Source organism: Flavobacterium sp. DG2-3 (assembly GCF_030730925.1).
Lineage (GTDB): Bacteria > Bacteroidota > Bacteroidia > Flavobacteriales > Flavobacteriaceae > Flavobacterium.
The window spans coordinates 76,911-100,663 of sequence record NZ_JAVAMB010000007.1; the positions used below are offsets into that span (position 1 = coordinate 76,911).

The window sequence follows — 23,753 nt, forward strand, 5'->3', positions numbered from 1 at the left end:
GCTTTTATATAAAAAAACTTAGAAATAGCTGTCGGTCCATCCTATTTTTTAACAAGCTGAGACAGTTTATAAGTTCCGTTAAGCGCTTCTTCTTTTGGCTGGTACATTGTCAACATTACATAAAATGCCCCATTTCGAGCCGGCAGCAGTTATCTGTGTTTTTCGGCATCGCATTTCTGTATAATAATTTCAAAGGAGCCGTCATTATTTCTTTTTAACCCATTTGAATCTCCTCCTAGCTTGTAGCGATTTAAGTCATTCTTCGCCAGTAATTTATTAAATGAAGCTTTATTGGAATACTTATTAATAGTGTCGGTAATTAGTAATTGAATTTATATTTCTAAAACAAAAAAATAGACAAAAGACTGGAAGAAGAATATGCAATTAATACAAATGGCAGCCGTTACAACTTTTAGCCCCGATAGCAGCGGGAATCCTTTTGCGCCGGTTTTCGGCGCAAAAGATTACTTCGTAAGTTCGCTATCGCTCGTGTGGAACGGATAGCGGGAACAGCTCCAAAAAAAAAAATAAAAAAAATAAAACTAAACCAATACTTATACCCTTTCCTCATACCCTATTCATCATACCTCATACCTCATACCTCATACCCCATCCCCATACCCCATTCTCTTACCCTATCGCCCAAACACCGCCACCCATACCTGCCAGCACATATTCTATCACCTGCATCCTGCCGCCCATACACAGCCGCCCCTGTCCGGCTGTCCCGTCCGCCTTGCCCATCTGATTGCCATTTTATAAATGAAAACCATTTTTCTGTAAGAAAAACTGCCCCCGCCTCCCTTACATTTGACATAAGGCAGAACATAAAGGGAAAGCAGAAAACCAAAATCCAAAACCCAGAGGCAGAACGCAGGGCGCAGAGCTGAAAGCCCGGAGCGCAGGCTCGCACCTGAAAGCCGATACAGCCGCTTTACGGGCAGGCCGCTAAAAAAAAACACCAGCAGTCAACCTTAAAAAACAATAAAATGAAAAATCAAGACACACCGCAGAATACGCCGCAGGACAAAGGCAATCCCCAGAACCAGGCCGCAGGCCCCAATAGCAGTAACCCAAACACCAACCCTTACGACTCGGAGGACCTGGACCAGGAATCAGACAGCCCCTCCAAGGACATAACCGAAAAGGACATCGAAAAAGACCTTATGGAGAACGACCCATCTGAGGGGTTTGAAACAGATATTGATACCCAGAAGAGAGATGGGGAACAAAATGATTCCTTTGAAACGATCGATCCCGATGATGGCAATCCCGTAAACAGGGAATTCGAGATCAGCCAGCTCGGCAGTGAAGAGCTTCAGCAGGATGAACTTGCAAGGGACGAGTCAGAAGGCGGCCCTGCCCGCTTCCACAAGCCCTCGGAGCGGAAATTCTAACAGGCCCCTAACACACAGCAGGGCTTTTACAAAAATTACAAACCATTAAATTAAAACATTATGACACCACAGCAGAACCACGATACGCACTATCAGGATGATAATGCCTATCACATCGGGGAAGAACAACACCATTGGGAAGAAATGGAGCACTCAGAAGAGGCCGCTAGCCTTCATCTGAGCGAGGAGCGGTCTGCCGACCGCCAGCCCACCGAACTTGACCATGACGACGCCGACAGAAGGACCCTTGACGAGTCCCAGGCGGACGAGGACAAGGACGATGAGCATTAAGATTTCATCTTAACGATACAAAAAAGAAAAGCCTGCGCGATGAGAGCATTCCGCAGGCTTTTTTTATAATTTGCATTCCTGCTCCTAAAGCGGACCTGGGGGCTGAAAGAATCTGACAATGAAGCTTCACAAATCAAAACATAAATATATTTGCATATAATTTCCAAATAATGACGAATTTATGTTAATTTGCAGCGATTATGCCAGTGATTAAACAAACAAAATGAAAAAATCAAATCCAGCCCGCATAAAGATCGGTTTTGACCTCCTGCTTAATGCCTGCCTGCGGCACTGCATTGCTTTGGGCATAACCCTGATGGGTTTTTCATCCCACGCGCAGAGCATCGCCATCCCCATAGAGCAGACCAATCCAAACTTCACCCTCACGGCTGTCCGCAGCGGATTGGGAAGCGGATATGAAAGCTATCTGTTTTATGTCCAGAACAATACCGCACGGGAATATGAAATTGTTGTCCAGATCGATCTTGAGCTGGCCTGTGAAGGGACAAAATCATTCAAGCTTGGCGTAAACAGCATAGTGCATCTGCGGGCCAATGAAAAATTCACCCCTTCCAAGGATTATGTGCATAATTATTTCGGAAACAAAGACTGCGCAATTGCGGAAGGCAAATCATATACCCTTTTTAAGAGCCTGCGCTATTTCATCAGCAGCGTGGTGGACATAAGCAGGGAAAATGAAGATGCAGCGGCGAGAAAGAACGCACAGCAGCAGCAGAAAATGGAAGCGGAAAGAAAAAACCAGCAGATCCGCAAAGAGCAGCAAGACCAGCAAAGATCCGCCCAGCAGGAGAGGCAGGAAAAACTGCAGAACCCAGCAGCCCTTCAAGGGCAGGCCCAGCCCAATATCCAGCGCCAGCCTGTACAAAGCAGCCCTGCAGAGCAGCAGGCCCAGTACCGGCAGAAACTGGCTGCGGATCGGGCATACAATGCACAGCGTGAAGAGACTATAAATAAAGGCGTCAGCGATATGACAAACCTGATATCGGGATATATACAGCAGAACCGCGCCGACAAAGAAAGAAAAGAAGCCTTGGAAGAGCAGCGCGCTCTGGAAGAGCAGCAGCGCCAATATGAGCTGAGTTTGAAAATAAGCGGCCGAAAAAACGCCTTCCAGGCACTCCCCGGGAAAGATATTCCGCTGGCATCTCAGGAAAAAGCCCCAACCATTTATTATTTCATCTATTCCCATAACGGTTTGGAAAGCGAGTATGGCGCAAGCGCCTACGTTTCGAATGTTTTTGAAGTGGGAAGATACAATGACGGCACCCGGGCCTACACGGCCACAGTTAAAAATGAAATTGCCGGCCTTACCCCTTACCCTGAAACACTGCATGGCTATTATTACACCCTGGATCAGGCCGAACAAAAAAGATCGGAGCTGATCGGCAGCCTGCAGAATTACGGCGTTATGATAAACTATATTACTTATAAAGGAAAGCCCGGCGCTGCAGGGGCGGCTCAAACAATAGAAAACCAGGGGCCAAACTATGGCAGTTTAATTGAAAAACCGGCAAAAGCCGATTTGCGCCCCGCAGATGCGGCCGCGCCAAAAACCCAAGCTGCAAAATCCACACAAAAGAAGCCTGAAAAAAATTACGGCACAATTATCGAATAAGCGCTCTGCAGATGATAACAGCCAGAGTACACCAAACCCAAAAATGAACAATTTATGAAGCTGATACTTTACTTTTTCCTGCTTGCTGCTGCGCCAGCTTCTGCCCAGGCCATTGCTGAACTGAAATTTGAAGAGGCTGAGACCGCTTATAACCAGGGCAGATACGAACTCACAATCCAAAAAGTTAACGAATTTGAAAAAGCCGTCGGCGGGGTGAGCGATAAGTCGCTTTATCTAAGGGTAGTGTCCCAGGACAAACTGCTTGACCCTTCTACTTTTTACGATGACCAGAAACAATTTGACCTATACCTTTCCCTATCGGCTGATGCAGAGAAATATATCAAAGCAATGGAGAGCAAAGGGCTGGACGATAAATTCAAGGAGGTATACGCCATCAGCGAAAAATTAAAAAGCCTGAATCTGCCAAAAAGCAGAGCGGCATACCTGAAGGAAAGCACGCGCATAGCAAAAGAAAAACAGGAGATATCGGATAAATGCTCAAAAGGCTTTGATGCACTTTCAATCGACAGCCTGCCTTTTGACATCACCCTTGATGAATTCCTGTCCCAATACCCAAATGCCCTGGGAGAAAAGAAATACAAACTCACTAAAGGAACCAGGTTTGACCTGTATCAGCCTAAAAGCTCTTATGACTTTTACAGCACAGATCTGAAATTTGATTTTCTTCCCGTTAATATACTATACGGCACAGTAAAGACAGGGGATATATCAATACTTGTGAAAGACAATAAAATAATCGGCTACCAGAAGCAGATTTTATGGGATTCAGGAAAGGTTTTTAAAGAACAGGAATTTTCCAGCAGCTACAATGAATTATATTCTAAATACTCACAGCTCTATAATTGCGCCCCAATGAAGCAGAGCGAGGAAATTCTGCCTGAAGGGCTGAGACAGGTTTCCTATTGGAAGCTAAACGGCAAAACCCTGCTGATCAATAAATCCCACAGCAGGCAGGCAAAATATTACTATCATTCCTTGATTTGCCGTGTAACCAAAAGTGATCAGGCTGTTGAAGGTTTTTAAACAGTGACATGAAGATCTCCCCTGTGTTTGAATGCACTGTAAGGCTGTGGAAAATTTTGCTGCAAAAAGCCCATCTAATGTGTATTATTAAACTGGAAAAGCCTGCGCCAAGGGCGATGATCATTTCTTTATAATGCAATGCCGGCTTAATATAGCCAATCAGAATCCAGATTACTATTTCCAAAGGACTTTAAACAAGCGGATCTGACGCTTTTTTTTCACAATACAATCCGGCATCCTAGCCCCGATAGAAGCGGAAATCCTTCCGCGCCGGGGTTCGGCGCAGAAGATTTGAGCGGATAGCGGGATTAGCTCCAAAAAAATTATATGCACTCGGCGGCTCGCGCATACCCAACTGCATTACGCTAAAAACGTTCCAACAGGTCATTATTCAAGCCCTGCAGAATCCACTCCATCTGCAAGAAAAAAACAAAAGCTTTCTTTCTCCTATCAAAACAATACTGGCACTAAATATAACAGAAACACTTCACCAACCTTGACACGCGCGCGCTTATTGCCTACTTTTGCCCCATGAATTACGAAGAGATCAAACGCCATTTCGAGAACCATCCCCCGCCGAAAGAAGTGCAGCTGACCCCCTGGGCCAATATCACCGATACCCAGGTGTTCCTTAAGAGCTGCTACTCCACCATTAGAAATTTCAGCGGCCCCGTGGAGAGATGCCCTGCCTTCTGGCACCTGCGGGATTTTTACATCCTGATGAAAAAAAGCCAGCAGAATCCTGCGCCAGCAATTCCCGAAGAGGAAACCGCAGCTCAAGAGAATACAACTCAGATGACAGCATCAGAACATAACCCGGAGAAGTCCGAGGCCGACGCCTGACCTGTCCATAACACCGCATCACCTTACCTTACAATCATAAAAATACAGTCCGCATCTGAGCTGCGGTGCTGTCTTCTGTAAGGATCCCAGCCTTTTCAGGTAAGAATGAACCCTTTCTTATCTCTTGCAAATGCGCTCCAGTCGATCATAAAAATAGCCCACAGCAGCTTTTTAAGCTCCTGAAACGTGGCGGGCTTCACGGCATAGAGATCAGCCCCCAGCGCGTAGGAAAGCTCAATGTTCTCAGGATTCCTGCTTGTGGAGAGCATAATCACCTTAAGGCAGCCAAAAGGCCCCTCTGCGCCTTTTATCTCCCTTAGGCATTCAAACCCGTTTTTTCCGGGCATGTTGATATCTAAAAACAGCAGCTCTGGCATCTCTGCCCCGCTCCCCCAAAGGCACTGCAGAAGCTGCCCTCCGTCGGCGGCCTGCCCAACTCTAATATGCAGATCAAGCTCATCCATTGCGTCCAGAGCTTGGCCTGCTGGAAAATAACGGCAGTCCTTCGGTGCTTTTACAGCACACCGCAACAGAAAACATTAACGAACTCAGACAGCTTTCTGCGGACTGTTTAAGCAGGGCTGGTCTTAGCGAACTGAGTGAAAAACTTGCGGGATTGGCAGTAGGAAAGAGACAGTAAAAACAAAAAAGAGCCGTCGGTAAATCCTCCGGCAGCTTATTATTTTGACTACCCAATTTAAAGAAAAAATAGCTTAATTAATTTGCTTGTTCCCTGCAGCCTGCCAATGTCCTGTTTTGTTAATATATTTTACTAAAAATACTTAAGGCAGTAAGATTCATTTTACATAAATTTGACTCTTATCTTTAAATTTAAAGATTTTTACTAGCTTAAAACCTATTACCAATGGATTCATTCAGTGTCTGTTTAACGCTGGTTTCAGTTTTATTAGGATTGCCTATCCCGTTCTTATTCAAATCAACAGTAACGATAAATATTCATCTGAACAGATTTTAGATCTTTTTGAAAATCATTGGTGCCGCAAACTATTAATACCAAACTTAGTTGCTGTCCTTGAGTGTATCGCCATTATCTATTTAAATAATTGAGATGCAAACTCTTTCAAACATCTTCGCCAAGTAAGCCATTCATGAGCTGTTTCAGGCGATTCGTAATATTGATACTTAATTCCCTGTTGTTCTAGCATATTTCTAAACGCACCAACTGATTTAGGAAATGGTGCAGGTTCTTTTGTCCCTAATCCCAGCCAGAAAAGTTTAATTTGCTTGTTCAAAACATTTCCGTTTTTATATTTTCCATTTAAAAATGTCGAAGCATCAATCGCATCAGAGCTTGGATAATTTGCCGTACCGCTGAATCCTCCGTAATAAGAAAAAGTATCCAGATGATTCATCATAATTCTCATGGTCTGGTTGGCTCCCATGGAAAGACCCGCAATAGCCCTACTTTCCCGTTTGGCAATGGTACGGAATTTAGCATCAACCATTGGAATAAGTTCGGTAATAAGCACCTTTTCAAAAATAGACTCCTTGGGCTTGTTTTTATGCGAAGAATTACCATCTTGAGTTTTATAAGCGTAACCATTGTCCATTACAATAATCATCGGAACTGCGTCTCTCAAAGCAATCAGATTATCTAAAATCAGGTTTGCTTTACCTTGTGAAGACCATCCTGTTTCGTCTTCAAAACTTCCGTGTTGTAGATAAAGCACGGGATAACGCATTTTGGTGTTTTCGTTATAACCATCAGGAGTGTAAACAAAAAAGCGTCTAAAAGAATTGGTCAGTTTTGAGAAGTAAATATTTTCGCTTACCAGACCGTGAGGCACATCTTTTAGAGCAAAAAAATCTTGATCTGCCGATGGAATTTCTATACCGCTTCCTAATCTTGCCGCCCCATAAAAATAAAGGCTTCCCGGATCTGGAACAGAAGCTCCATCAATATTTAACTGATAATAATGAAACCCTTCATCCTGCGGATTTGATTCTCCCGTCCATACTCCATTGTTGTCTTTTCGCATATCATATTTTACACCGCCAATATCAAGCTGTACTTTGCTTGCATTTGTTGCCGAAATACTGGCGCGAACGCGCCTTTGGGAATTTACCTGAGGAAATATTTTTTCTGGCTGATTCAACGATGAAGGTTTAAAATCTTCAGTTATGGTCTGTTCTGACTGAGCATTTACTGACTGGAAACACAAATTCAAAATTACAATCACTGCGCTAATAGATAGTCTCATATTTTTTTATTTTTAGTTTATCGTTTTATGCCAATTCGATATTATTTAAATAAAAGAGGAGCCAATTCTTTGAAACTTCTGCGCCAAGTCAAAAATTCGTGAGCCGTATTTTCAGAGATATAAGCGACAGCATTAAATCCTGCATCTTTAAGTGTTTTTACGGCATTCTGCACAGATTCTGGTCTTTCGCGGCTGCCGCAGCTTATAAAAATCAGCTTTACATTTGATTTGTCTTTAATCTCTTCAGGTTTGTATGTGCCACCGCTTAAAAGGGCATAATGCGAGAAGGCATCCGGTTTATTTAACGTAATGGAATGGGTTTCCATTCCGCCCATCGATAGCCCTGCCATTGCACGATTTGCTCGATTGGAAATGGTGCGGAAATTTGTGTCGATGTAGGGAATCAGCTCATCTACCAGAACCGTTTGAAAAGGCTCTATTTTAAAGCTTGACAGACCGCCGAATTTTACTTCATTTGTCATTCCGTAAGCCATCACTACAATAAATGGCTTTATTTTGCCTTCTGCAATCAAATTGTCCATAATTAAGTTGACGCGACCTTGATTGCTCCATGCCGTTTCATCTTCCCCCCAACCGTGCTGCAGATACAAAACCGGATATTTTTTATTCTTATCTTTATAATAAGAAGGCGGAGTATATACAAAGGCTCTGCATGAGGCCTTAGTGCTTTTTGAAGGAAAAAGAATCTGCTGCACATTTCCGTGAGAGACCTCTTTCAAGGCATAGAAATCTTGATCGTGAGCCGGAATTTCTATACCGCTTTCCCAGCGAGCGGATCCGTAAAAATTAAGCGCGCCAGGATCATTAAAAACACCGCCATCAATTGTTACGTGATAATAGTGAAACCCTTCATCCATTGCGCCTGCTGTAGTACCCCTCCAGTAGCCATCCTGATCTTTTTCCAAAACAGTCCCTCCTTTTACTCCCCCCAATCCTAGGCTTACTGCTACGGATCTGGCATCGGGAGCTAAAATTTGAAATCTTGCGTACCCTTGTGAATTAACTTTTGGATATTCCTGTCCTGGCTGATTGAGTGACGACGGCTTAAAATCTTCAATAATCGATGCCGCGGTTGGCTGTGCGGACCCAACAAATCCTAATAAAATTAATAATAAAGCAATTTTATACCGTTTCATAATTTTTTGTTTAAAAAGTTATTTTACTTCTGGAACTATAATTTGATATTTTCCACTAAGATGCATTAAGCTAAAAAGATACATCAGACCGTCATAGTATGGATCAAAATAACCGTCGCTGTAAGGCTCCAGCTTAGCATTCCATAAGGAATGAACAAAATCTATACTTTCTTTATCGTGATTCACCAGTGACGCTGTAGCCGAAGTTGCCACCAATCCGATGGAATGCCTTAATTTTTTCACTGGACCAGCCTGAAGAATAAAATCAGGAGTGGAACCATCCAGATTAAACTGATCTTCGAATTTGTCCAATCCCTTAGATCTCAGAAAATTTTGGAATCGTTTAGCGTATTCTTCCTGCCATTTTTTATCTTTTCCGTACCAAGCATAATCCATGGCTATATTCATAGGCACTCGCCAAGAGTCATAGCGAAATCCTGCAGGCATCCAAGGTGTTGGATGCGGCTCTCCAGAAAACTCAGTATAATCGGAATTAAGACCTGTTGCGGGGTGGCACGCTTTATGCAAAAAGTTACGAGAAACCTCTGCACATTCTTTATAAAATTGTTCATGCCCATCTTTTGCATACAATGCCCATATTTCATAAAATGCTGGAACATGATAAGAAGGATCTGTCCAGTTATAGCCACCTCCCTCAGGAACAAATGAAATCTGTTTATGCTCAGTATTTATAATATTGCGCACATTTCCCGTACCGTCTTTTTTCCACATTGCATCCAGTATTCTTCTGGCTTCTTTGTAGTAGTCTATTCCTGTATTATTTCCCCATTTATTAGAAGCAAAAAGTAGGCTGCTTACATAGTATAATTCCCCATCTGAAGCAGAGCCTGGAGAATTCTGTTTTTTAGTAAGCGGATTCACGCTCCATGCAAAATAACCTTCTCTTGGTCCATCCTGATGCTGCATGTATTTCACAGACCAGCGCCATAGACGATCGAAAACTTCTTTTTTGTTAAGCTGGACAGCAATCATCATTCCGTAGGACATTCCTTCAGTACGAGCATCCTTATTTTTGACATCTGAGACGTATCCAAGAGAATCTCCTTCAGTAAAATATACCTTATTTGGCCCTTCAAAAATATCATAATAGGCTTTATCTACTTTTTTTTCTATTTCATCTTGGCTATAGCCCGCTTCTTTAAAAAGATTTCGATAGTGGGGTCTTTCAGTTACTGTTTTTGCCATCTTCTTTTTATTTTGTCCAAAGAGTGAAAATGGAGAAGTCAGTGCAAAAGTTGTTATCAAAGCGGAAATTATAATCCAATATCGGTTTGATTTTTTTTTATATGTAGTCATATTTATCTGTTTAAATATCCACCAGAAAAAATAAAATGTGATTTTTATTTTATAGCGCCACCATCAGTGGTCTGTATTATTTTTTGGATAGTTCCATCTTTATTATAATGCATATAGCCTACACAAATTGAACGTCTGTAACTGCCTCCTGTTGGCAAACTCCCGTTATGATAAAAAAAGTACGATTTCCCTTTATAGTCTATAATGCCAGGATGAGTAGTAAAACTATTTTGGACATTCTCCTGAATAATTCCTTGATAAGTCCAAGGTCCAGTAATTTTTTTTGCAGTGCAGTATTCTATCATTTCTGGTTTTGTCCCAGCGCTAGCATATACTAAATAATAAAGCCCTTTTCTTTTGTATACCCACGGTCCTTCGATATAATTTTTAGGTGTGAAAGTGGTAATTTCACCATCCGTCTCTATCATGTTCTTCTTGAGTTTTACCCACTTGCAGCTTCCATTTCCCCAAAACATATAGGCTTGTCCATCATCATCTATAAATACTGTTGGGTCAATATCATCCCAACCATATTTCATATCTGTTGTCATTTCATTTGTAATAAGCGCTTTTCCAATGGCATCTTTAAAAGGTCCAATAGGACTGTCTGAAACCGCAACACCTATTGCAGCGCCATCTTGGCTTACTGTATCTTTTTTATGAAATGTAGAAACAAACCAGTAGAATTTTCCGTCTCTTTCTATGCACTGAGCAGCATATGCATCGCCTGTTGCCCACGAAAATGTACTGGGCGAAAGCAATGCTCCATGATCTTTCCAGTCTTTCATGTTGGTTGTAGAAAACACATGCCAGTCGGCCATTTTATAATTGGTGTCTTCCTGAGTGGCCACATCATGACCTGTGTATAAATACAAAGTGCCTTTATGCACCAGAGGAGCCGGATCAGCAGTAAAAATGCCTTTGATTATAGGGTTTTGTGCTTCTGTATTTGCGGTAAATAAATTACAAAGAAGCACAAATAAAATTTTACCTGTATTTTTCATTTTTGTTTTCATTTAATAAAATGGTTCTAGAATGCAATCTTTTTTCTTCAGTTGCATTTCTCTAAACAATAAACAGCGCATTTACTGCGCTGTTTATAAAAAAACTAACTTAACTTAACTTGACTTTATTTAACTTAAACTAACCAAAATTTAATTATCTTAATAGCCAGGATTATTATCACTTGGTTTTATTTTCGGATTAGAAGATGTTTCTCTGTTTGGTATTGGCCATAGCTCGCTTTTACCAGCAGTAAAACCTGTGCCCTGCAATACCGTCGCAGCTGTGCCCCATCTTATAAGATCATCAAAACGAGATTGTTCTCCAGCAAATTCAATTTGACGTTCGTGCACAATTGCAGCAAAAACCGCATCTTTTGTTGGTGCAATAGTAGTTGTCAGATTTGCTCTGTCGCGAACTTCTTTAATATATGCTATTGCTGCTGTCTGAGAACCGCCATCTCTCTGGTTTTCACATTCTGCTTTCATTAGCAATACATCTGCGTAACGCATTACTTTAAAGTTAATGCTTGATCGTGTCGCTTCATCCTCTCTGTTGTAATAGTTTTGGTATTTTTTCCAGCCTGCTCTTCTAATACCAGCAGAAGTAGTAAAGTTACTTGCTACCATTACCTTGGTTCCTTTTAAATAAGATGAACCAGGCACATAAAAAGTATCTCCAAAACGGTTATCACCTACTTCATAAGAATCTAAAAGTTCATCCGACGGATAGACATTATACCAGCTAAGATTACCATATTCCTGACCTCTAAGTGTTGACTCGTCAAAACCAGTTCCGCCGCTATCGCCGACAGCTCCCCATTGATCCCCAGTTCCATTTTTTTCATCAAATTCAATTTCAAAAATCGATTCTTTACCGTGTTCCGTCTCTTCCATGAAGTTGTTGTAAAAATTACCTTTGTCCTCAAGACTGTAACTTGTCACATTATTCAAGGCAGCTAAAGCTTCATTATACTTCTTTTCATACAACAATACTTTACCTAATTGCGCATAAGCGGCTTCTTTATTAGCTCTTCCAGATGATTCTGAAGCTTTTGGCAAAAGATTTTGAGATGCAAATACAAGATCTTCTTCAATCAAGGCATACACCTCTGCTTTAGGGCTTCTTGCGTTTCCTACAATAGTACCTGTTTTATAAATAGGCAGATCACCAAAACGTCTTACCAGCAAAAAGTAATAGTACGCTCTTAAAAAATGGGCTTCTCCTAAATATTTATTCTTTTTTTCTTCGGATAAAACAGAATTTGGAAGCGTTTTAATTTTTTGCTCATTATCCAGTACAAAATTGGCTCTCGATATTCCGATATAACAAGATTCCCAGTAATATTGAATGATATCATTTCCGCCGTTAAAAGAAAAATCCTGAAAAGGCTTTTTGTTGCCTTCTAATTGTGGATTTCCTAAAGCATCATGTCCCATAAGATCCATCGCAAAAAAAAGATTTCTTCCATAGAGTCCTCTTGTCTGAAGATTTGCATACGAAGCATTTACAGCAGACTGTACCTGCGCTTCCGTTTTAAAGAAAGTTTCAGGCGATAAAGTATTGGGATTAGTCAATTCCAATTCGCTACTGTCACAAGAAGTTAAGGTTAAAACTCCAGACAGTACTATAAGCATATATTTAATTTTTTTCATCGTCTTTAAATATTAAAATGTAACATCAATTCCAAAAATTACCGACTTTGGCTGCGGATATCTTCCTAAATCGATACCCGCTGAATTTGCATTACCATCTGCACGTGCAATTTCAGGATCTAAACCAGAGTAATTTGTAATTGTTATAAGGTTCTGTCCGCTTATGTAGAATCTTGCTTTTGAGAAATAACTCTTAAATGCATCTCCTGTCAATGTATATCCTAAAGCGATGTTTTTTAATCTTGTAAAAGAACCATCTTCTATATAGCGCTGGTTTGCAGAAGACCAGTTAATATCTGCTCCTTGAGCTCTTGGCAATGTAGCTGAAGGATTTGTTACAACACCATTTACAACATTTGCCCTGTCTAAAACATCTGTGCTGGCGTTAAACAAACGGTTCATTCCTTTTAGATCAAAAGTGTTTGCATTATAAATATCGTTGCCCGCAACTCCAGTAAGAAAACAGTTAAAATCAAAGTTTTTATACGCTGCACTTAAGTTTAATCCGTAAGTAAAATCAGGATATGGATTTCCGATGTTTGTCTTATCATCCGAATTGATCACTTTATTGCCATCTCGGTCTACAATTTTAATATCACCCGGTTTTACAGCAGTCTGACCCGGTCCAAAAACAGCATCTACTTCTGCCTGATTTTGATAAATGCCATTGGTCTGATATCCATAAAAATAGAATAATGGCTGCCCTACTTCTAATCTAGAGAAATTTTCCAAACCTGCTCTTGCCGAAGGGCCTCCTAATACGCTGGTTACTCCTGGTGCTAAGCTTAGTACTTCATTCTTACTTGTTCCTAAATTTGCTATTGCAGACCAAGTAAAATCTCCTTTTCTGTCATTGTAGCCAAGCGAAATTTCGAAACCGCTTACTCTTACATCTGCAATATTTTGAATTTGAGTTCCGCCACCTGCAGATCCGACAGAAGCAGCAAGAGGAACTGCAAAAAGAATATCACTACTTTTATTGTTAAAATATTCAAATGATCCGGTGAGTTTTTCGTCAAAAAGACCAAAATCAATACCTATATTTCTATCTAGTTTTGATTCCCATTTTAAGTCAGGATTTGCAGCAACACCTAAAGAAACACCTGGCGCATTTGCCCCTCCAATTGGATAATTATAATTGGCCAATAAAGTAGCGCTGTATTGATAATTGTCTATTCTGTCATTTCCTGTCGTTCCAGTACTCGCCCTTAGCTTTAATGTGCTGAAAATAGAGTTTTCCATAAAACTTTCTTTAGCTATATTCCAACCTACAGCAACAGAATAGAAATTTCCCCAACGGTTATTAGCTCCAAAACGAGAAGAGGCATCTCTACGTCCTGAAAGAGCTAAAATGTATTTATCTTCATAGTCGTAGTTAATACGGGCAATGTATCCAATATTTTTTTCTTCTGAATTTGCAGAGCCTAAACTACCCTCATTGTAGCGCAACTGATCAATTTCATTTGAAATGTAGTAGCGGCTTCCCGCTGCTAAGCTTTGAGCTTTTCCGTCAATTTTAGTGATAACCCCCAACACCTCGAGATTGTGCTTTTGGGCGATTGTCGTTTTATATGTTAAGCTGTTATCAAAAACGATGGTCTGTCCTTGAGAATTTGTTTCGTTGGTTGAAGAAAATGCTTGCTTGTGATAAGAACCATCCTGAAAGCTTGGAATAAAAGTATGGTCTTTACTTGTATAGTAATCTAAAGAAACTTGCGATCTGAATTTCAAACCTTTGTAAATTTCTAATTCTGCATAAATATTTCCAATAATAGATAAATTATTAATTTTCTGATATCCTAGATTAGCTACACGCACTGGGTTTTCAGCATCATTTCCATCAATAGCGCTAGGCCCTTGATATCCGCCTATGCTATCTTCATTATAAATTGGGAAATAAGGCGCCATCTTAATGGCGTGCTCTAATAATGTTCTTCCGCCTGAGCTTCGTTCTGGATTAATCGTGCTGAAAGAAACTCCCATGTTGCTTCCTATTTTTAGTTTACCAATATCCTGTGTGTTATTGGCTCTAAAAGAGTAACGTTCGAAACCTGTATTTATAATAGCTCCATCCTGCTTCATATATTCTGCAGAATACCGTCCTGTTGAAGTTTCTGTACCATTTGAAAAGCTTAGGTTATAATCCTGCATAACTCCTGTTTGAAAAATTTGGTCTTGCCAGTTGGTATTGATGTTTCCAAACTCTGCTGCTCTCGCCGTCAAGTCGCTTCCTAAATCTTTAGCATATTGCAAATATTGCTGTGTATTTAAAACACTATATCTTTTCGTTACTTCCTGTCCGCCCACATAAGTGCTAAAAGATAACTGCCCCGGGCCTTTTTTCCCTTTTTTAGTTGTTACCATAATAACCCCGTTAAAAGCTTTAGAACCATATAAGGCTGTAGTGGAAGCATCTTTTAAAACAGAAATGCTCTCAATGTCATTAGGGCTTAAACCAGAAAGATTCCCTGTTAAAACTCCGTCAATTACATATAAAGGAGCACTATTTCCCATTGTCGCCAATCCACGGATGCTAACGGTAGGATTAGAACCAGGAGCACTATTTACAACTGTAACCCCCGCTGCGCGTCCTTGCAAAGCAGATTCAGCATTGGTAATAGGCACCGCTGTAATATCTTTTGAACTTACCGTTGAAACCGCTCCAGTAACTTTAGTCCTCTTTTGAGTACCATACGCTACTACAACTTCATTCAAATTTTCTGTGGATTGAACGAGAGTAACATTAATTGAATTCCTTTCGCCCACAGTAATAGTTTGTGAGATTAAGCCAACATAAGAATACGTTACTTTATCGGTCGGATTAACTTCTTTTAAAGAGTATTTACCGTCAAAATCTGTTGATGCGCTATTCTGCGTACCTTCTACATTAATACTGGCACCTGGCAATGGAAACCCTGAAGGGTCGGTAATCACTCCAGTAATGGTCTTTGATTGTGCCATTATACGATGACTGCCAACTATCAGCAATCCGATTAGTGCAATTTTGAGTTTTAACTTCATATTAATTGTTTTTGTTTGGTTTAAATAGTTAATGTTTTTTTGCTTTTTAATTCTAGTAAAGTTTCATCTGTGATATTATTTATATTCAGTTTATTATTTTGAATCTCTTTTTGGTTTAAAAAGAAACTTCATTGCAGATCAATATGATTTACAATATGGCACTAACAAATATAAAAAAACAACATATAAAACAATCGGTTGCTTTGCAAAATTTTTAAAAAATATATAAAAAATAGTTAGAATAAAAACATAAAAAAAAATTTAAGTCTAAATAATTAACAATTTTTCATTTTAAAAATAAATTTAAAATAAAAAAATAGTAATTAAATAGTCAACTGACAAATTTTATACAAAAAATACAATATTGAAAAAATAAATAGAATGTCAAAAAAACATAAAAATTATAAGTAAAAATTTACTAAAATTAGTTAAAAAGAAGAAATTTACAATTTATCCTATAGCATAAAAACCAAAAAGATGCCTAAAGAAGAGCAAAAAACAATCGGTTGCTATAAAACAAAATATTTTTTAGGCACTACAACCATTTTTTTGAAAACAAAAAAAACAGTTCGATTCGGGAATAATCTGCACTGGGCGATAAAATTTAATTTAAATTCTGTCTATTCATTCCGTTTAATCCATCCGAAAAGCCTGTATACGCACTTTTTACGTGTAAACTGAACATTCCATAAAACTTGCTTTTCACCTGGAAGCCAAGAAGAATCTTTTGTGCTATCAGTAAAGCCCCATACTGTAATGCCATATCTTTGCTTGGCTGGAATATACTTAGAATACCTATCTACAACATATTTTTACATTTCAGCTTGCTTTTGAAGAATACTATCCGCTACATCTGTAGTTGCTACTGCCACATCTAATTGAGATACTTTAATAAGTTTTCCTGTTGCAGCCAATAACTGAAACACAATTTAGAAAAAATACTCAAAATGTTTTCCGTAAATCATTCAGAAATAATTCTTTAAAAGATAAATCCAACATAGCTGATTGTTATTCAGACATATACAGACGCAAAAAAGCCAGCTCTACTAAAGCTGGCTTTTATCAGAATGAATTAAAGCTCATATGATGATAAGCATGAAAATCATTTTAATTTGTTATGAGCATTCCTCCATTATGAGGTATCTTTATTTCGACTTCTTTGCTTTTATTTATTTTTAACAAACTTACTTTTCCTTTTAACTGATCATCATCGCCATAATAGTTTACCTCTGTGCCAGGAGCAAGCATTTCTAATTTTATTTTTGTTTTCAACACTTGATTTTGGGCATTAATTCCAGCTATATACCATTTTGTCCCTTTTCTTCTGCCCAATATCGCATACTTGCCAGGGTAGCCTTCTAAAAAGCGAACCTCATCCCAAACTGTTGGAACTTCTTTCATAAATTTTATAGCCCAATCGGGTGCATCATGTAAGTTATTTGGTGCTAAGGCAAAATGCTGCACGCCACTTTGAAATAGTACCGAAGTGGCCAAGGCAAAGACATCAGAGGTCTTTCTCTTTGAGCCTTTGTTTGGAATATTATCGCTGTTGTAGAATTGGTTTAAAGCGCTTCCCCCATAATCCATGCTCCCCACCGCATTTCTTATAAAAGTATGTGTTGCCGCATTTACAGCTTCGTTATCACAGCTCTGCTGTCCAAAATGGAGATTCTCACTTGCCAGAACCGCTTCGCTAGATGCATAATTAGGATACATTCGCTCCCAGCCTCGGGGTAAAGTGCAGCCATGAAAAATAACCATAATTCCAAAATCATTAGCATCTGTCAAAATATCTTCATATAGTTTCATGGTCACCTGCTTGTCTCCTCCAAAAAAATCAACTTTAATGCCTTTAATTCCAATGCTTTTCATCCACGCCATTTCTCTGCGTCTCATTGCTGTATTATCCATCAATCCTTTCGGCCCTTGAGGAGCATCATTCCAATAACCATTAGAATTATACCACAAATACAGTCCTACTCCTTTTTTTGAGCCATATTCTGCTAATTCTGCTATTTTATCACGGCCTATCTGCGTATCCCAAAGCGCATCAATTAAAATGGTTTCATATCCCATCGCAGCACTGAAATCAATGTATTGCTTTTGCACGGGAAAAGTAGTATTGTTATCCATCTTGATGATCCAGCTCCAAGTGCCTTTTGTATACTGATACTCTTTATAAGCTTCATATTTTGGCTTAACCAAATCAAATGGGATAGTCGTTTCGACTATAGGAGCGAGTGTTTCTCCAATAGTGATAGTACGCCATGGTGTTTCTCCTTCAAGAGGTATTCCTGGAGCAGCAGTTCCGTTTCCGTTGTTTTCGCCCGGCATTGGAAATCCAATAGTATATAATCCGTTTTCATTCCCAATCAATCTGCTCGCACAATAGCCGCTGTCAACTCCAGTTTCAGAAATTAAAACCCAACCGTTGTTATTTACTTTAAACAAGCACGGAAAAGTGTATCCATTTCCCCAGCCATTTTTTCCAACAGCATCATCTAACGTATACGAAGTTTCATAACTGGGACCTGTTCTCGCAAATCCAGTCATCGGGTTGCTTTGCGGACAAAGAAATGTAGTAGTTCCTTTTGGCAGTAAAAAACCCGAAGCTTCTTCCTGAACTACGCAAGAAAGCGTTTCTTTTTGTGGGTAAACTTTATATTTAAATGCAAAATTATTATTGCTTACTCTAAAAATTATATCCAGAGCTGATCTGCCATCTTTTGTGAATGGAAAAACAGTTTCGTTAGCCGTATAATGGACATTACTTTTTTTGATGTTGCGCAGCTGATAGGATTCATCAATTGTATTCTGATTGCCATTTTTTTCTAAAGTTAATCCAGTACTGAAATCTCCTGCATTGGTTTTTAGGCCTAATGGAGATTTTTCAATAAACATTTTATCATTGTACGTAGCACTATACTGGGGAACTCCATTGCTTACAGAAACCGAAACGATAAGTTTCCCGTCTGGGCTTTTTATTGTCGATTGGGCGTTTAGTTTACAGAAACTAACTAACCACAAGAATATTAAACTTTTAAAATTCATAAAATTTATAGATTTATTGCTGGCTAATATTTGAAACTCTTTTTATTCAAAAAAAATGAGTCTTATTTAAGAAAATTACTTTGAAAACATCCAATAATCAAAATACATGATTTTATCCGCAGCATTTCCTTTGTAAATAAAATAAAGATCATGCACTCCCGAAACTTTTTTGACATCTGTTGTAACTAGAGCCCATCTATCATCTCCTCCTGTCATGGGCACTTTTACTGTTCCTATCAATTCTCCATCCAGACTATCCAATCTTATTTCCATTGACACATTTCCATTATGCGTAGTACCTACTCGAGCCGTAAATTTTGAAGCTCCTGATTCGCGAAAATCAACATTCTTTACTTTTGTATAAGCATCGTTTTTCATCGCTGTTATAAAAACTCCCACTTCTTTGTTCTGCATTGCTTTCACATCTTTTGACCAAGCTATCGTTTCTGCTTCTGACTTCATGTAAGGATTTAAAGTACTGATTCCTTTTTTTATGCCTTCGGTCATATTCATCTCTTTAACTTTTCCATCAGAACTAAATTGCAGCTCTTCTACAGCTACAGATCTTGTGAAGCCACTCCCGCCTGGCAATGCGCCATTGTGATAAAAGAAATATGTTTTTCCTTTAAAATCTATTACTCCGGGATGATTTGTAAAACTCGTTCCCTGTGTAGGCATTACCACACCCTGATATTTCCATGGCCCAAGCGGACTTTTACCTGTTGAATAACCTATGTGCTCAGAAATTGGCCCTGCAGCAAAAAACAAATAATACAGCTTATTTCTCTTATAAAGCCAAGGTCCTTCTTCATAAGTGGTAGGCCTGCGAGCATCTTCTTTTCCTGTTCTTTTTCCAAATGCCTCTTCTGTATTTGGAAATATTTTAATCTCATCATTATAAGAAATCATGTCTTCGTTTAATTTCACATAGTGACAAACTGGATTGCCCCATAACAAATAAGCTTGTCCATCAGCATCTATAAATACCGTTGGATCTATATCGGCATTGCTATTTTGTATCAATGATTTTCCCAACGGATCTATAAATGGACCATAAGGACTGTCTGATACTGCCACTCCAATGCCATTTCTGCCTTGATTGTCTGTAATTGGAGCATACAAATAAAATTTGCCTTTTCTTTCTATACATTGAATTGCCCATGCATTCATTTTGGCCCAGCTAAAATCTTTATATGATAGTACAGCACCATGATCTGTCCAATTTACCATATCTTCTGTCGTATACAGCTTCCAGTCATTCATAGTAAACCACGTAGAGCCATCTTCATCATGCGATGTATACAGATATAGCTTATTATTGTAAACCATTGGAGCTGGATCGGCGGTATAACTTGTCTGTACAATAGGGTTTTGAGAAAAACCAAATACGGGAATAATAAAAGCTGCTAAAAATTTTATTTTTTTTAAATACATTTTAATATGACTTATTAACTATTTATAATTTAAAAATTTAGAGACAAAAATTATTTAAAAATCCACCAATCTAGATTAAACATAGATTTTTCTCCCTGAAATACAAAAAAGATATTGTGAAGACCTTTTATTTTATTAACCTTACAGGTAAAATCTTTCCAATTATCCAAGCTTCCAGTATTTTTTATCTCGCAGACTCCTAAAAGCGTCCCCTCTTTATCATCTAAATGAATTTCTATTTTGCCTCCCGAAACAGAAGATGCATTTACTAAAAAGGTTTTTGGTGATTTCTTAAAATTAACCGCTTTAACTTCAATGTAATCGTTGTTGTCTATTTGGGTTATAAAAACTCCCTTCTTAGCATTTTTATCCGATTTTACCCCTTCGCTCCAAGCAATTGTTTCGGCTTCAACACGATTAAAAGGATTTATATCCCCTACTGCTTCTGGACCGTTTACAGAAAAGTAAGATAGCGTCTTTATCGTTCCATCTGGATTATAAATGATTTCATCCAGATCTACCGAACGCCTTTCATAAAATGTAGAAGTTTGTCTTTTTATAACATCATAACTATGTCCAAAAACATACGATTTTCCTTTATAATCAATAATTCCGGGATGATTTCCTCTTGTTTTTTCGCTCGCTTCTATGACCATTCCCTTGTATTCCCAAGGTCCTGTTAGAGAATTGCCCATAGCATATCCAATTCCTTCCGGACAACAGGTTGAAGCATAAGACAGGTAATATTTTCCTTTTCTTTTGTAAATCCATGGTCCTTCCTGATAATTCTTTGGTTTTGTTGGTTCTTTTATCACATCTCCCGAATAAGAGATCATATCTTCATTTAATTTTACGTAATAAACATCCGGATTACCCCAGTACAAATAAGCTTGTCCATCATCGTCTATAAAAGGAGACGGATCAATATCATTCCATTTATGATCAGTATCTATTAATCGTTTACCCAATGGATCTTTAAAAGGGCCATATGGACTATCTGAAACTAAAACGCCTATTCCATTTCCATGCATTGGTGCATATAGATAAAATTTCCCATTACGCTCAATAGTCTGAATTGCCCAAGCCCCGTTGTCTTGTCTTGCCCAGCTAAAATCTTTTAAAGAGGCTACAGCTCCTCTATCGGTCCAGTTTACCATATCTGTGGAAGTATACAAAAGCCAGTCAAGCATTTTGAATCCTTCTGCATCATCTTCATCATGAGAAGTATATAAAAAAACAATATCCTTATAAACCATTGGGGCTGGATCGGCGGTATATTTCGTCTGGATTATCGGTTTTTGCTTAATATCACTTTGAGCAATTCCATGAAAAGAAATCATTATAAAAGAGCAGAAAACTATAATTTTATGAGTGCTTTTATTCATAATATTTAATTTAAAAATTTTTGAATTATATAATTTGATACTTCATTATTCCTTACAACTTTACCGAAATTTGATTTCCGTTGTAACTAATTATTTTTTCCAATTCCTTTGCAGATGCATCTGATTCTAAGTGATCTGAAGATATTTTTATAATTTTAAATCTGCGTTGCTTTATCATTTCAGGAAACGATCCCTGTTGTTTATTGATGGTTATGCTGTCAATTCATCTGAAATCGTATAAGTTCCTTTTTTTTCTGGAAATTCATAACTAAATGCGATTCCGTCATTATAGACTCTCAGAATCACATTTAAAAGCGATTTTGGCTCATTTTCGAAATGCAAAACCATTTCATTTGCTGTATTGGATCGTTGCGCTTTCTTGCCATGCAATGCGGTATACTGTTCTTTAATCAGCACACACTTACTAATCTTTTTTAGTTTTAAGTCTTTTGAAAAGGTCTGGTCGTTTCGTACAATTCCCAAATCTATTTTTAGAATTATTTCATCATGTTTGTCTTTGTTGCCGTAATTCACCTGCAAATACCAATTTCCAGAATTAGCATTCTGACTGTCAAATAATGCAACCGCTATTTTTTGATTCGGAGAAGTCAAAACTACTTTCTGTCCATACGAATAAGCAATCGTAAGCAGAAACAAAACAAGACTGAATCTAGATTTTATATTCATTTTAATATGCATTTTATAAGGACTATTTCGTTTCTGAAATCTTTTCATCAATTCTGAAATAATCAAAATCGGCGAAACCTCCAGCAGTTTTAGTAGCGTAATTAAACAACCCGAATCTATAGCCCATAAAATGCGGAATGGTATATGGCATCTTAATAGATTTTCCAATGCTGATCCATTTTTTGCCGTCTAAACTGTAATAAAATCTTCCCTGATCTGCTTGATTTCTAAAATCGCATTCGGCTTTAAAATATATTTTGTTCTGATTTAATGGAATAATTTCTATTTCTTTTGGATTTCCTTTTTCAGCATCCATCATCATAATTCTTTTTTCCCAATTACCTATTTTTACTCCAACCAAGCCAAAATCTTTTTGCAGTAGCGAAAGTCCAGCAAAATCTCCTTCTTTCATCTTTGAAAGTTCAAGCATTGTGGATGCTGAACATACAGGACCAAAAGTTCTCTGCGTCAAAATATTTTTTACCTGCGTAAAACTGCTGTCTATTCTGGATGTTTTTAATCTTAAATAGCCTTTCCTTTCTTTGACAGACCAGTTTGCATTATCGGGATTATGATTCCATTGCCAAACCAAAGGCAGATCACTTTCTTCGCTTTTACGATTAAACTCGTCTGAGTTTACGATTCCGCGAATAAGGCTTTTATTGGCAGGAAGATCTAAATTTTGAGGGACTTTGCCATTTTCTCCCAATATTGGCCAGCCATTTTCCCATTTTACAGGAACCAGATACGGAATACGTCCCACACCTCCTGCATCTCTAAATAAATACGAAAACCATCTGCCGTCTGGAGTATCAATGAGTCCGCCTTGAGCAACGCCCAAATCCTGCAGTCCGATCTTTCCTTCCCAAGGTCCTTCAATAGCATCTGCTCTGTGTATAATTACGGTACGCATGCCATTTTTTGGCCAGCAGATATTAAACAGATAATATTTTCCTTTAATCTTAAAAAGCTGTGATCCTTCTGCCGGAAGCATAATCTCGCTTTGTGCAGGCGCATTGGCATTTTCTATTAAAACTTTCTTGGTTTCTTCTTTTACTCCTGATAAATCCTCTTTTAATTCGACTATTTGAAGTTTTCCTCCTCCCCAAATCAAGTACACTTTTCCATTATCATCAAAGAAAAGAGAATGGTCATGATAAGAATTATTTAAAACAGTTCTTTTCCATGGGCCTTTTTCAATATTTTTTGCAGAAAAAATATAGGTTTTACCCGTTGTTCCCGAAAAAGTACTCACATAATATACACCATTCTGATAACGCAGACTGCTCGCCCACGAACCTCTGCCATAATCATTTTTCCCATGATCTAAATTCAGCCGGTCATCATGATCTTCCAAGGTTTGATAGGCATAATTAACAAGATCCCAATTCACTAAATCCTTAGATTTCATAATAGGAACCCCAGGATTCATATGCATTGTGGTACTGCTCATATAATAAGCATCATTAAACCTGATTATAGATAAATCAGGGACATCTGCAAAAATAATGGGATTTTGGGCTTTTACTTTTTGAGAATGACTTGTTACAATGGTAAATGTAATCGCTAAAAAACCATAAATAAAATCTTTTGTTTTCATTGTTGTTGTTT

Annotated in this window: 18 protein-coding genes; 5 read left to right on the forward strand and 13 right to left on the reverse strand. The window is 38.5% G+C overall.

The window, feature by feature from the left end; translation table 11 throughout:
- Positions 1-149: 149 nt before the first annotated feature.
- Entirely contained in the window at positions 150-332 is a 183-nt protein-coding gene (locus Q9Q97_RS23270; protein ID WP_125721378.1) for a DUF1214 domain-containing protein, read from the reverse strand.
- Positions 333-989: 657 nt separating this feature from the next.
- On the opposite strand from Q9Q97_RS23270, the gene Q9Q97_RS11620 reads away from it, so the two are divergent.
- The 5 genes from Q9Q97_RS11620 (at position 990) to Q9Q97_RS11640 (ending at position 5,211) form a co-directional block, all read left to right on the forward strand.
- A complete protein-coding gene (locus Q9Q97_RS11620) occupies positions 990-1,397 on the forward strand; it encodes a hypothetical protein (RefSeq protein ID WP_306157140.1) in 408 nt (135 codons plus the stop codon).
- Between the two features lie 60 nt (positions 1,398-1,457).
- On the forward strand, positions 1,458-1,688 hold the full coding sequence (locus Q9Q97_RS11625) for a hypothetical protein (protein ID WP_125721039.1): 231 nt from the start codon (positions 1,458-1,460) through the stop codon (positions 1,686-1,688).
- 223 nt (positions 1,689-1,911) lie between these two features.
- Positions 1,912-3,324 (forward strand): hypothetical protein, encoded by a 1,413-nt coding sequence (locus Q9Q97_RS11630; RefSeq protein ID WP_306157142.1) that lies wholly within the window; start codon positions 1,912-1,914, stop codon positions 3,322-3,324.
- A 54-nt stretch (positions 3,325-3,378) separates the two neighbouring features.
- Positions 3,379-4,368 (forward strand): hypothetical protein, encoded by a 990-nt coding sequence (locus tag Q9Q97_RS11635; protein WP_306157144.1) that lies wholly within the window; start codon positions 3,379-3,381, stop codon positions 4,366-4,368.
- A gap of 531 nt (positions 4,369-4,899) precedes the next feature.
- Entirely contained in the window at positions 4,900-5,211 is a 312-nt protein-coding gene (locus Q9Q97_RS11640) for a hypothetical protein (RefSeq protein ID WP_306157147.1), read from the forward strand.
- Between the two features lie 95 nt (positions 5,212-5,306).
- Here the strand turns inward: Q9Q97_RS11640 and Q9Q97_RS11645 are convergent, their stop codons facing one another.
- From Q9Q97_RS11645 to Q9Q97_RS11700, 12 genes are all read right to left on the reverse strand, one after another.
- Positions 5,307-5,675 carry a response regulator gene (locus tag Q9Q97_RS11645; RefSeq protein WP_306157148.1) on the reverse strand — a complete coding sequence of 123 codons (369 nt, stop codon included), beginning with the start codon at positions 5,673-5,675 and terminating at the stop codon, positions 5,307-5,309.
- A gap of 588 nt (positions 5,676-6,263) precedes the next feature.
- On the reverse strand, positions 6,264-7,433 hold the full coding sequence (locus Q9Q97_RS11650; RefSeq protein WP_306157150.1) for an alpha/beta hydrolase-fold protein: 1,170 nt from the start codon (positions 7,431-7,433) through the stop codon (positions 6,264-6,266).
- A 41-nt stretch (positions 7,434-7,474) separates the two neighbouring features.
- Entirely contained in the window at positions 7,475-8,590 is a 1,116-nt protein-coding gene (locus Q9Q97_RS11655; protein ID WP_306157152.1) for an alpha/beta hydrolase-fold protein, read from the reverse strand.
- Between the two features lie 18 nt (positions 8,591-8,608).
- Positions 8,609-9,907, reverse strand: coding sequence for a glycosyl hydrolase family 8 (locus tag Q9Q97_RS11660; RefSeq protein ID WP_306157154.1), 1,299 nt, complete (start codon positions 9,905-9,907; stop codon positions 8,609-8,611).
- 44 nt (positions 9,908-9,951) lie between these two features.
- A complete protein-coding gene (locus Q9Q97_RS11665; RefSeq protein WP_306157156.1) occupies positions 9,952-10,911 on the reverse strand; it encodes a glycoside hydrolase family 43 protein in 960 nt (319 codons plus the stop codon).
- A 159-nt stretch (positions 10,912-11,070) separates the two neighbouring features.
- The gene (locus Q9Q97_RS11670) at positions 11,071-12,564 is read right to left on the reverse strand and encodes a RagB/SusD family nutrient uptake outer membrane protein (RefSeq protein WP_306157158.1); all 1,494 of its coding nucleotides are present in this window, start codon (positions 12,562-12,564) and stop codon (positions 11,071-11,073) included.
- Positions 12,565-12,576: 12 nt separating this feature from the next.
- Positions 12,577-15,585 (reverse strand): TonB-dependent receptor, encoded by a 3,009-nt coding sequence (locus tag Q9Q97_RS11675; RefSeq protein WP_306157160.1) that lies wholly within the window; start codon positions 15,583-15,585, stop codon positions 12,577-12,579.
- A 1,107-nt stretch (positions 15,586-16,692) separates the two neighbouring features.
- The gene (locus Q9Q97_RS11680) at positions 16,693-18,636 is read right to left on the reverse strand and encodes a glycoside hydrolase family 97 protein (RefSeq protein WP_306157162.1); all 1,944 of its coding nucleotides are present in this window, start codon (positions 18,634-18,636) and stop codon (positions 16,693-16,695) included.
- A 75-nt stretch (positions 18,637-18,711) separates the two neighbouring features.
- Positions 18,712-20,070: a glycoside hydrolase family 43 protein gene (locus tag Q9Q97_RS11685; protein ID WP_306157164.1), complete on the reverse strand. Its 1,359-nt coding sequence runs from the start codon at positions 20,068-20,070 to the stop codon at positions 18,712-18,714.
- A gap of 50 nt (positions 20,071-20,120) precedes the next feature.
- Entirely contained in the window at positions 20,121-21,455 is a 1,335-nt protein-coding gene (locus Q9Q97_RS11690; protein ID WP_306157165.1) for a glycoside hydrolase family 43 protein, read from the reverse strand.
- Between the two features lie 210 nt (positions 21,456-21,665).
- Positions 21,666-22,142, reverse strand: a complete 477-nt coding sequence (locus Q9Q97_RS11695; RefSeq protein ID WP_306157167.1) for a glycoside hydrolase family 97 N-terminal domain-containing protein — start codon at positions 22,140-22,142, stop codon at positions 21,666-21,668.
- A 22-nt stretch (positions 22,143-22,164) separates the two neighbouring features.
- On the reverse strand, positions 22,165-23,742 hold the full coding sequence (locus tag Q9Q97_RS11700; RefSeq protein ID WP_306157169.1) for a glycoside hydrolase 43 family protein: 1,578 nt from the start codon (positions 23,740-23,742) through the stop codon (positions 22,165-22,167).
- Between the last annotated feature and the right edge of the window lie 11 nt (positions 23,743-23,753).

Excerpts from the sequence above, each read along its gene's own strand:
- Q9Q97_RS11620 (WP_306157140.1), top strand. The coding sequence starts at position 990 with ATGAAAAATCAAGACACACCGCAGAATACGCCGCAGGACAAAGGCAAT.
- Q9Q97_RS11625 (WP_125721039.1), top strand. The coding sequence starts at position 1,458 with ATGACACCACAGCAGAACCACGATACGCACTATCAGGATGATAATGCC.
- Q9Q97_RS11630 (WP_306157142.1), top strand. The coding sequence starts at position 1,912 with ATGAAAAAATCAAATCCAGCCCGCATAAAGATCGGTTTTGACCTCCTG.
- Q9Q97_RS11635 (WP_306157144.1), top strand. The coding sequence starts at position 3,379 with ATGAAGCTGATACTTTACTTTTTCCTGCTTGCTGCTGCGCCAGCTTCT.
- Q9Q97_RS11640 (WP_306157147.1), top strand. The coding sequence starts at position 4,900 with ATGAATTACGAAGAGATCAAACGCCATTTCGAGAACCATCCCCCGCCG.
- Q9Q97_RS11645 (WP_306157148.1), bottom strand. The coding sequence starts at position 5,675 with ATGGATGAGCTTGATCTGCATATTAGAGTTGGGCAGGCCGCCGACGGA.
- Q9Q97_RS11650 (WP_306157150.1), bottom strand. The coding sequence starts at position 7,433 with ATGAGACTATCTATTAGCGCAGTGATTGTAATTTTGAATTTGTGTTTC.
- Q9Q97_RS11655 (WP_306157152.1), bottom strand. The coding sequence starts at position 8,590 with ATGAAACGGTATAAAATTGCTTTATTATTAATTTTATTAGGATTTGTT.
- Q9Q97_RS11660 (WP_306157154.1), bottom strand. The coding sequence starts at position 9,907 with ATGACTACATATAAAAAAAAATCAAACCGATATTGGATTATAATTTCC.
- Q9Q97_RS11665 (WP_306157156.1), bottom strand. The coding sequence starts at position 10,911 with ATGAAAAATACAGGTAAAATTTTATTTGTGCTTCTTTGTAATTTATTT.
- Q9Q97_RS11670 (WP_306157158.1), bottom strand. The coding sequence starts at position 12,564 with ATGAAAAAAATTAAATATATGCTTATAGTACTGTCTGGAGTTTTAACC.
- Q9Q97_RS11675 (WP_306157160.1), bottom strand. The coding sequence starts at position 15,585 with ATGAAGTTAAAACTCAAAATTGCACTAATCGGATTGCTGATAGTTGGC.
- Q9Q97_RS11680 (WP_306157162.1), bottom strand. The coding sequence starts at position 18,636 with ATGAATTTTAAAAGTTTAATATTCTTGTGGTTAGTTAGTTTCTGTAAA.
- Q9Q97_RS11685 (WP_306157164.1), bottom strand. The coding sequence starts at position 20,070 with ATGTATTTAAAAAAAATAAAATTTTTAGCAGCTTTTATTATTCCCGTA.
- Q9Q97_RS11690 (WP_306157165.1), bottom strand. The coding sequence starts at position 21,455 with ATGAATAAAAGCACTCATAAAATTATAGTTTTCTGCTCTTTTATAATG.
- Q9Q97_RS11695 (WP_306157167.1), bottom strand. The coding sequence starts at position 22,142 with ATGAATATAAAATCTAGATTCAGTCTTGTTTTGTTTCTGCTTACGATT.
- Q9Q97_RS11700 (WP_306157169.1), bottom strand. The coding sequence starts at position 23,742 with ATGAAAACAAAAGATTTTATTTATGGTTTTTTAGCGATTACATTTACC.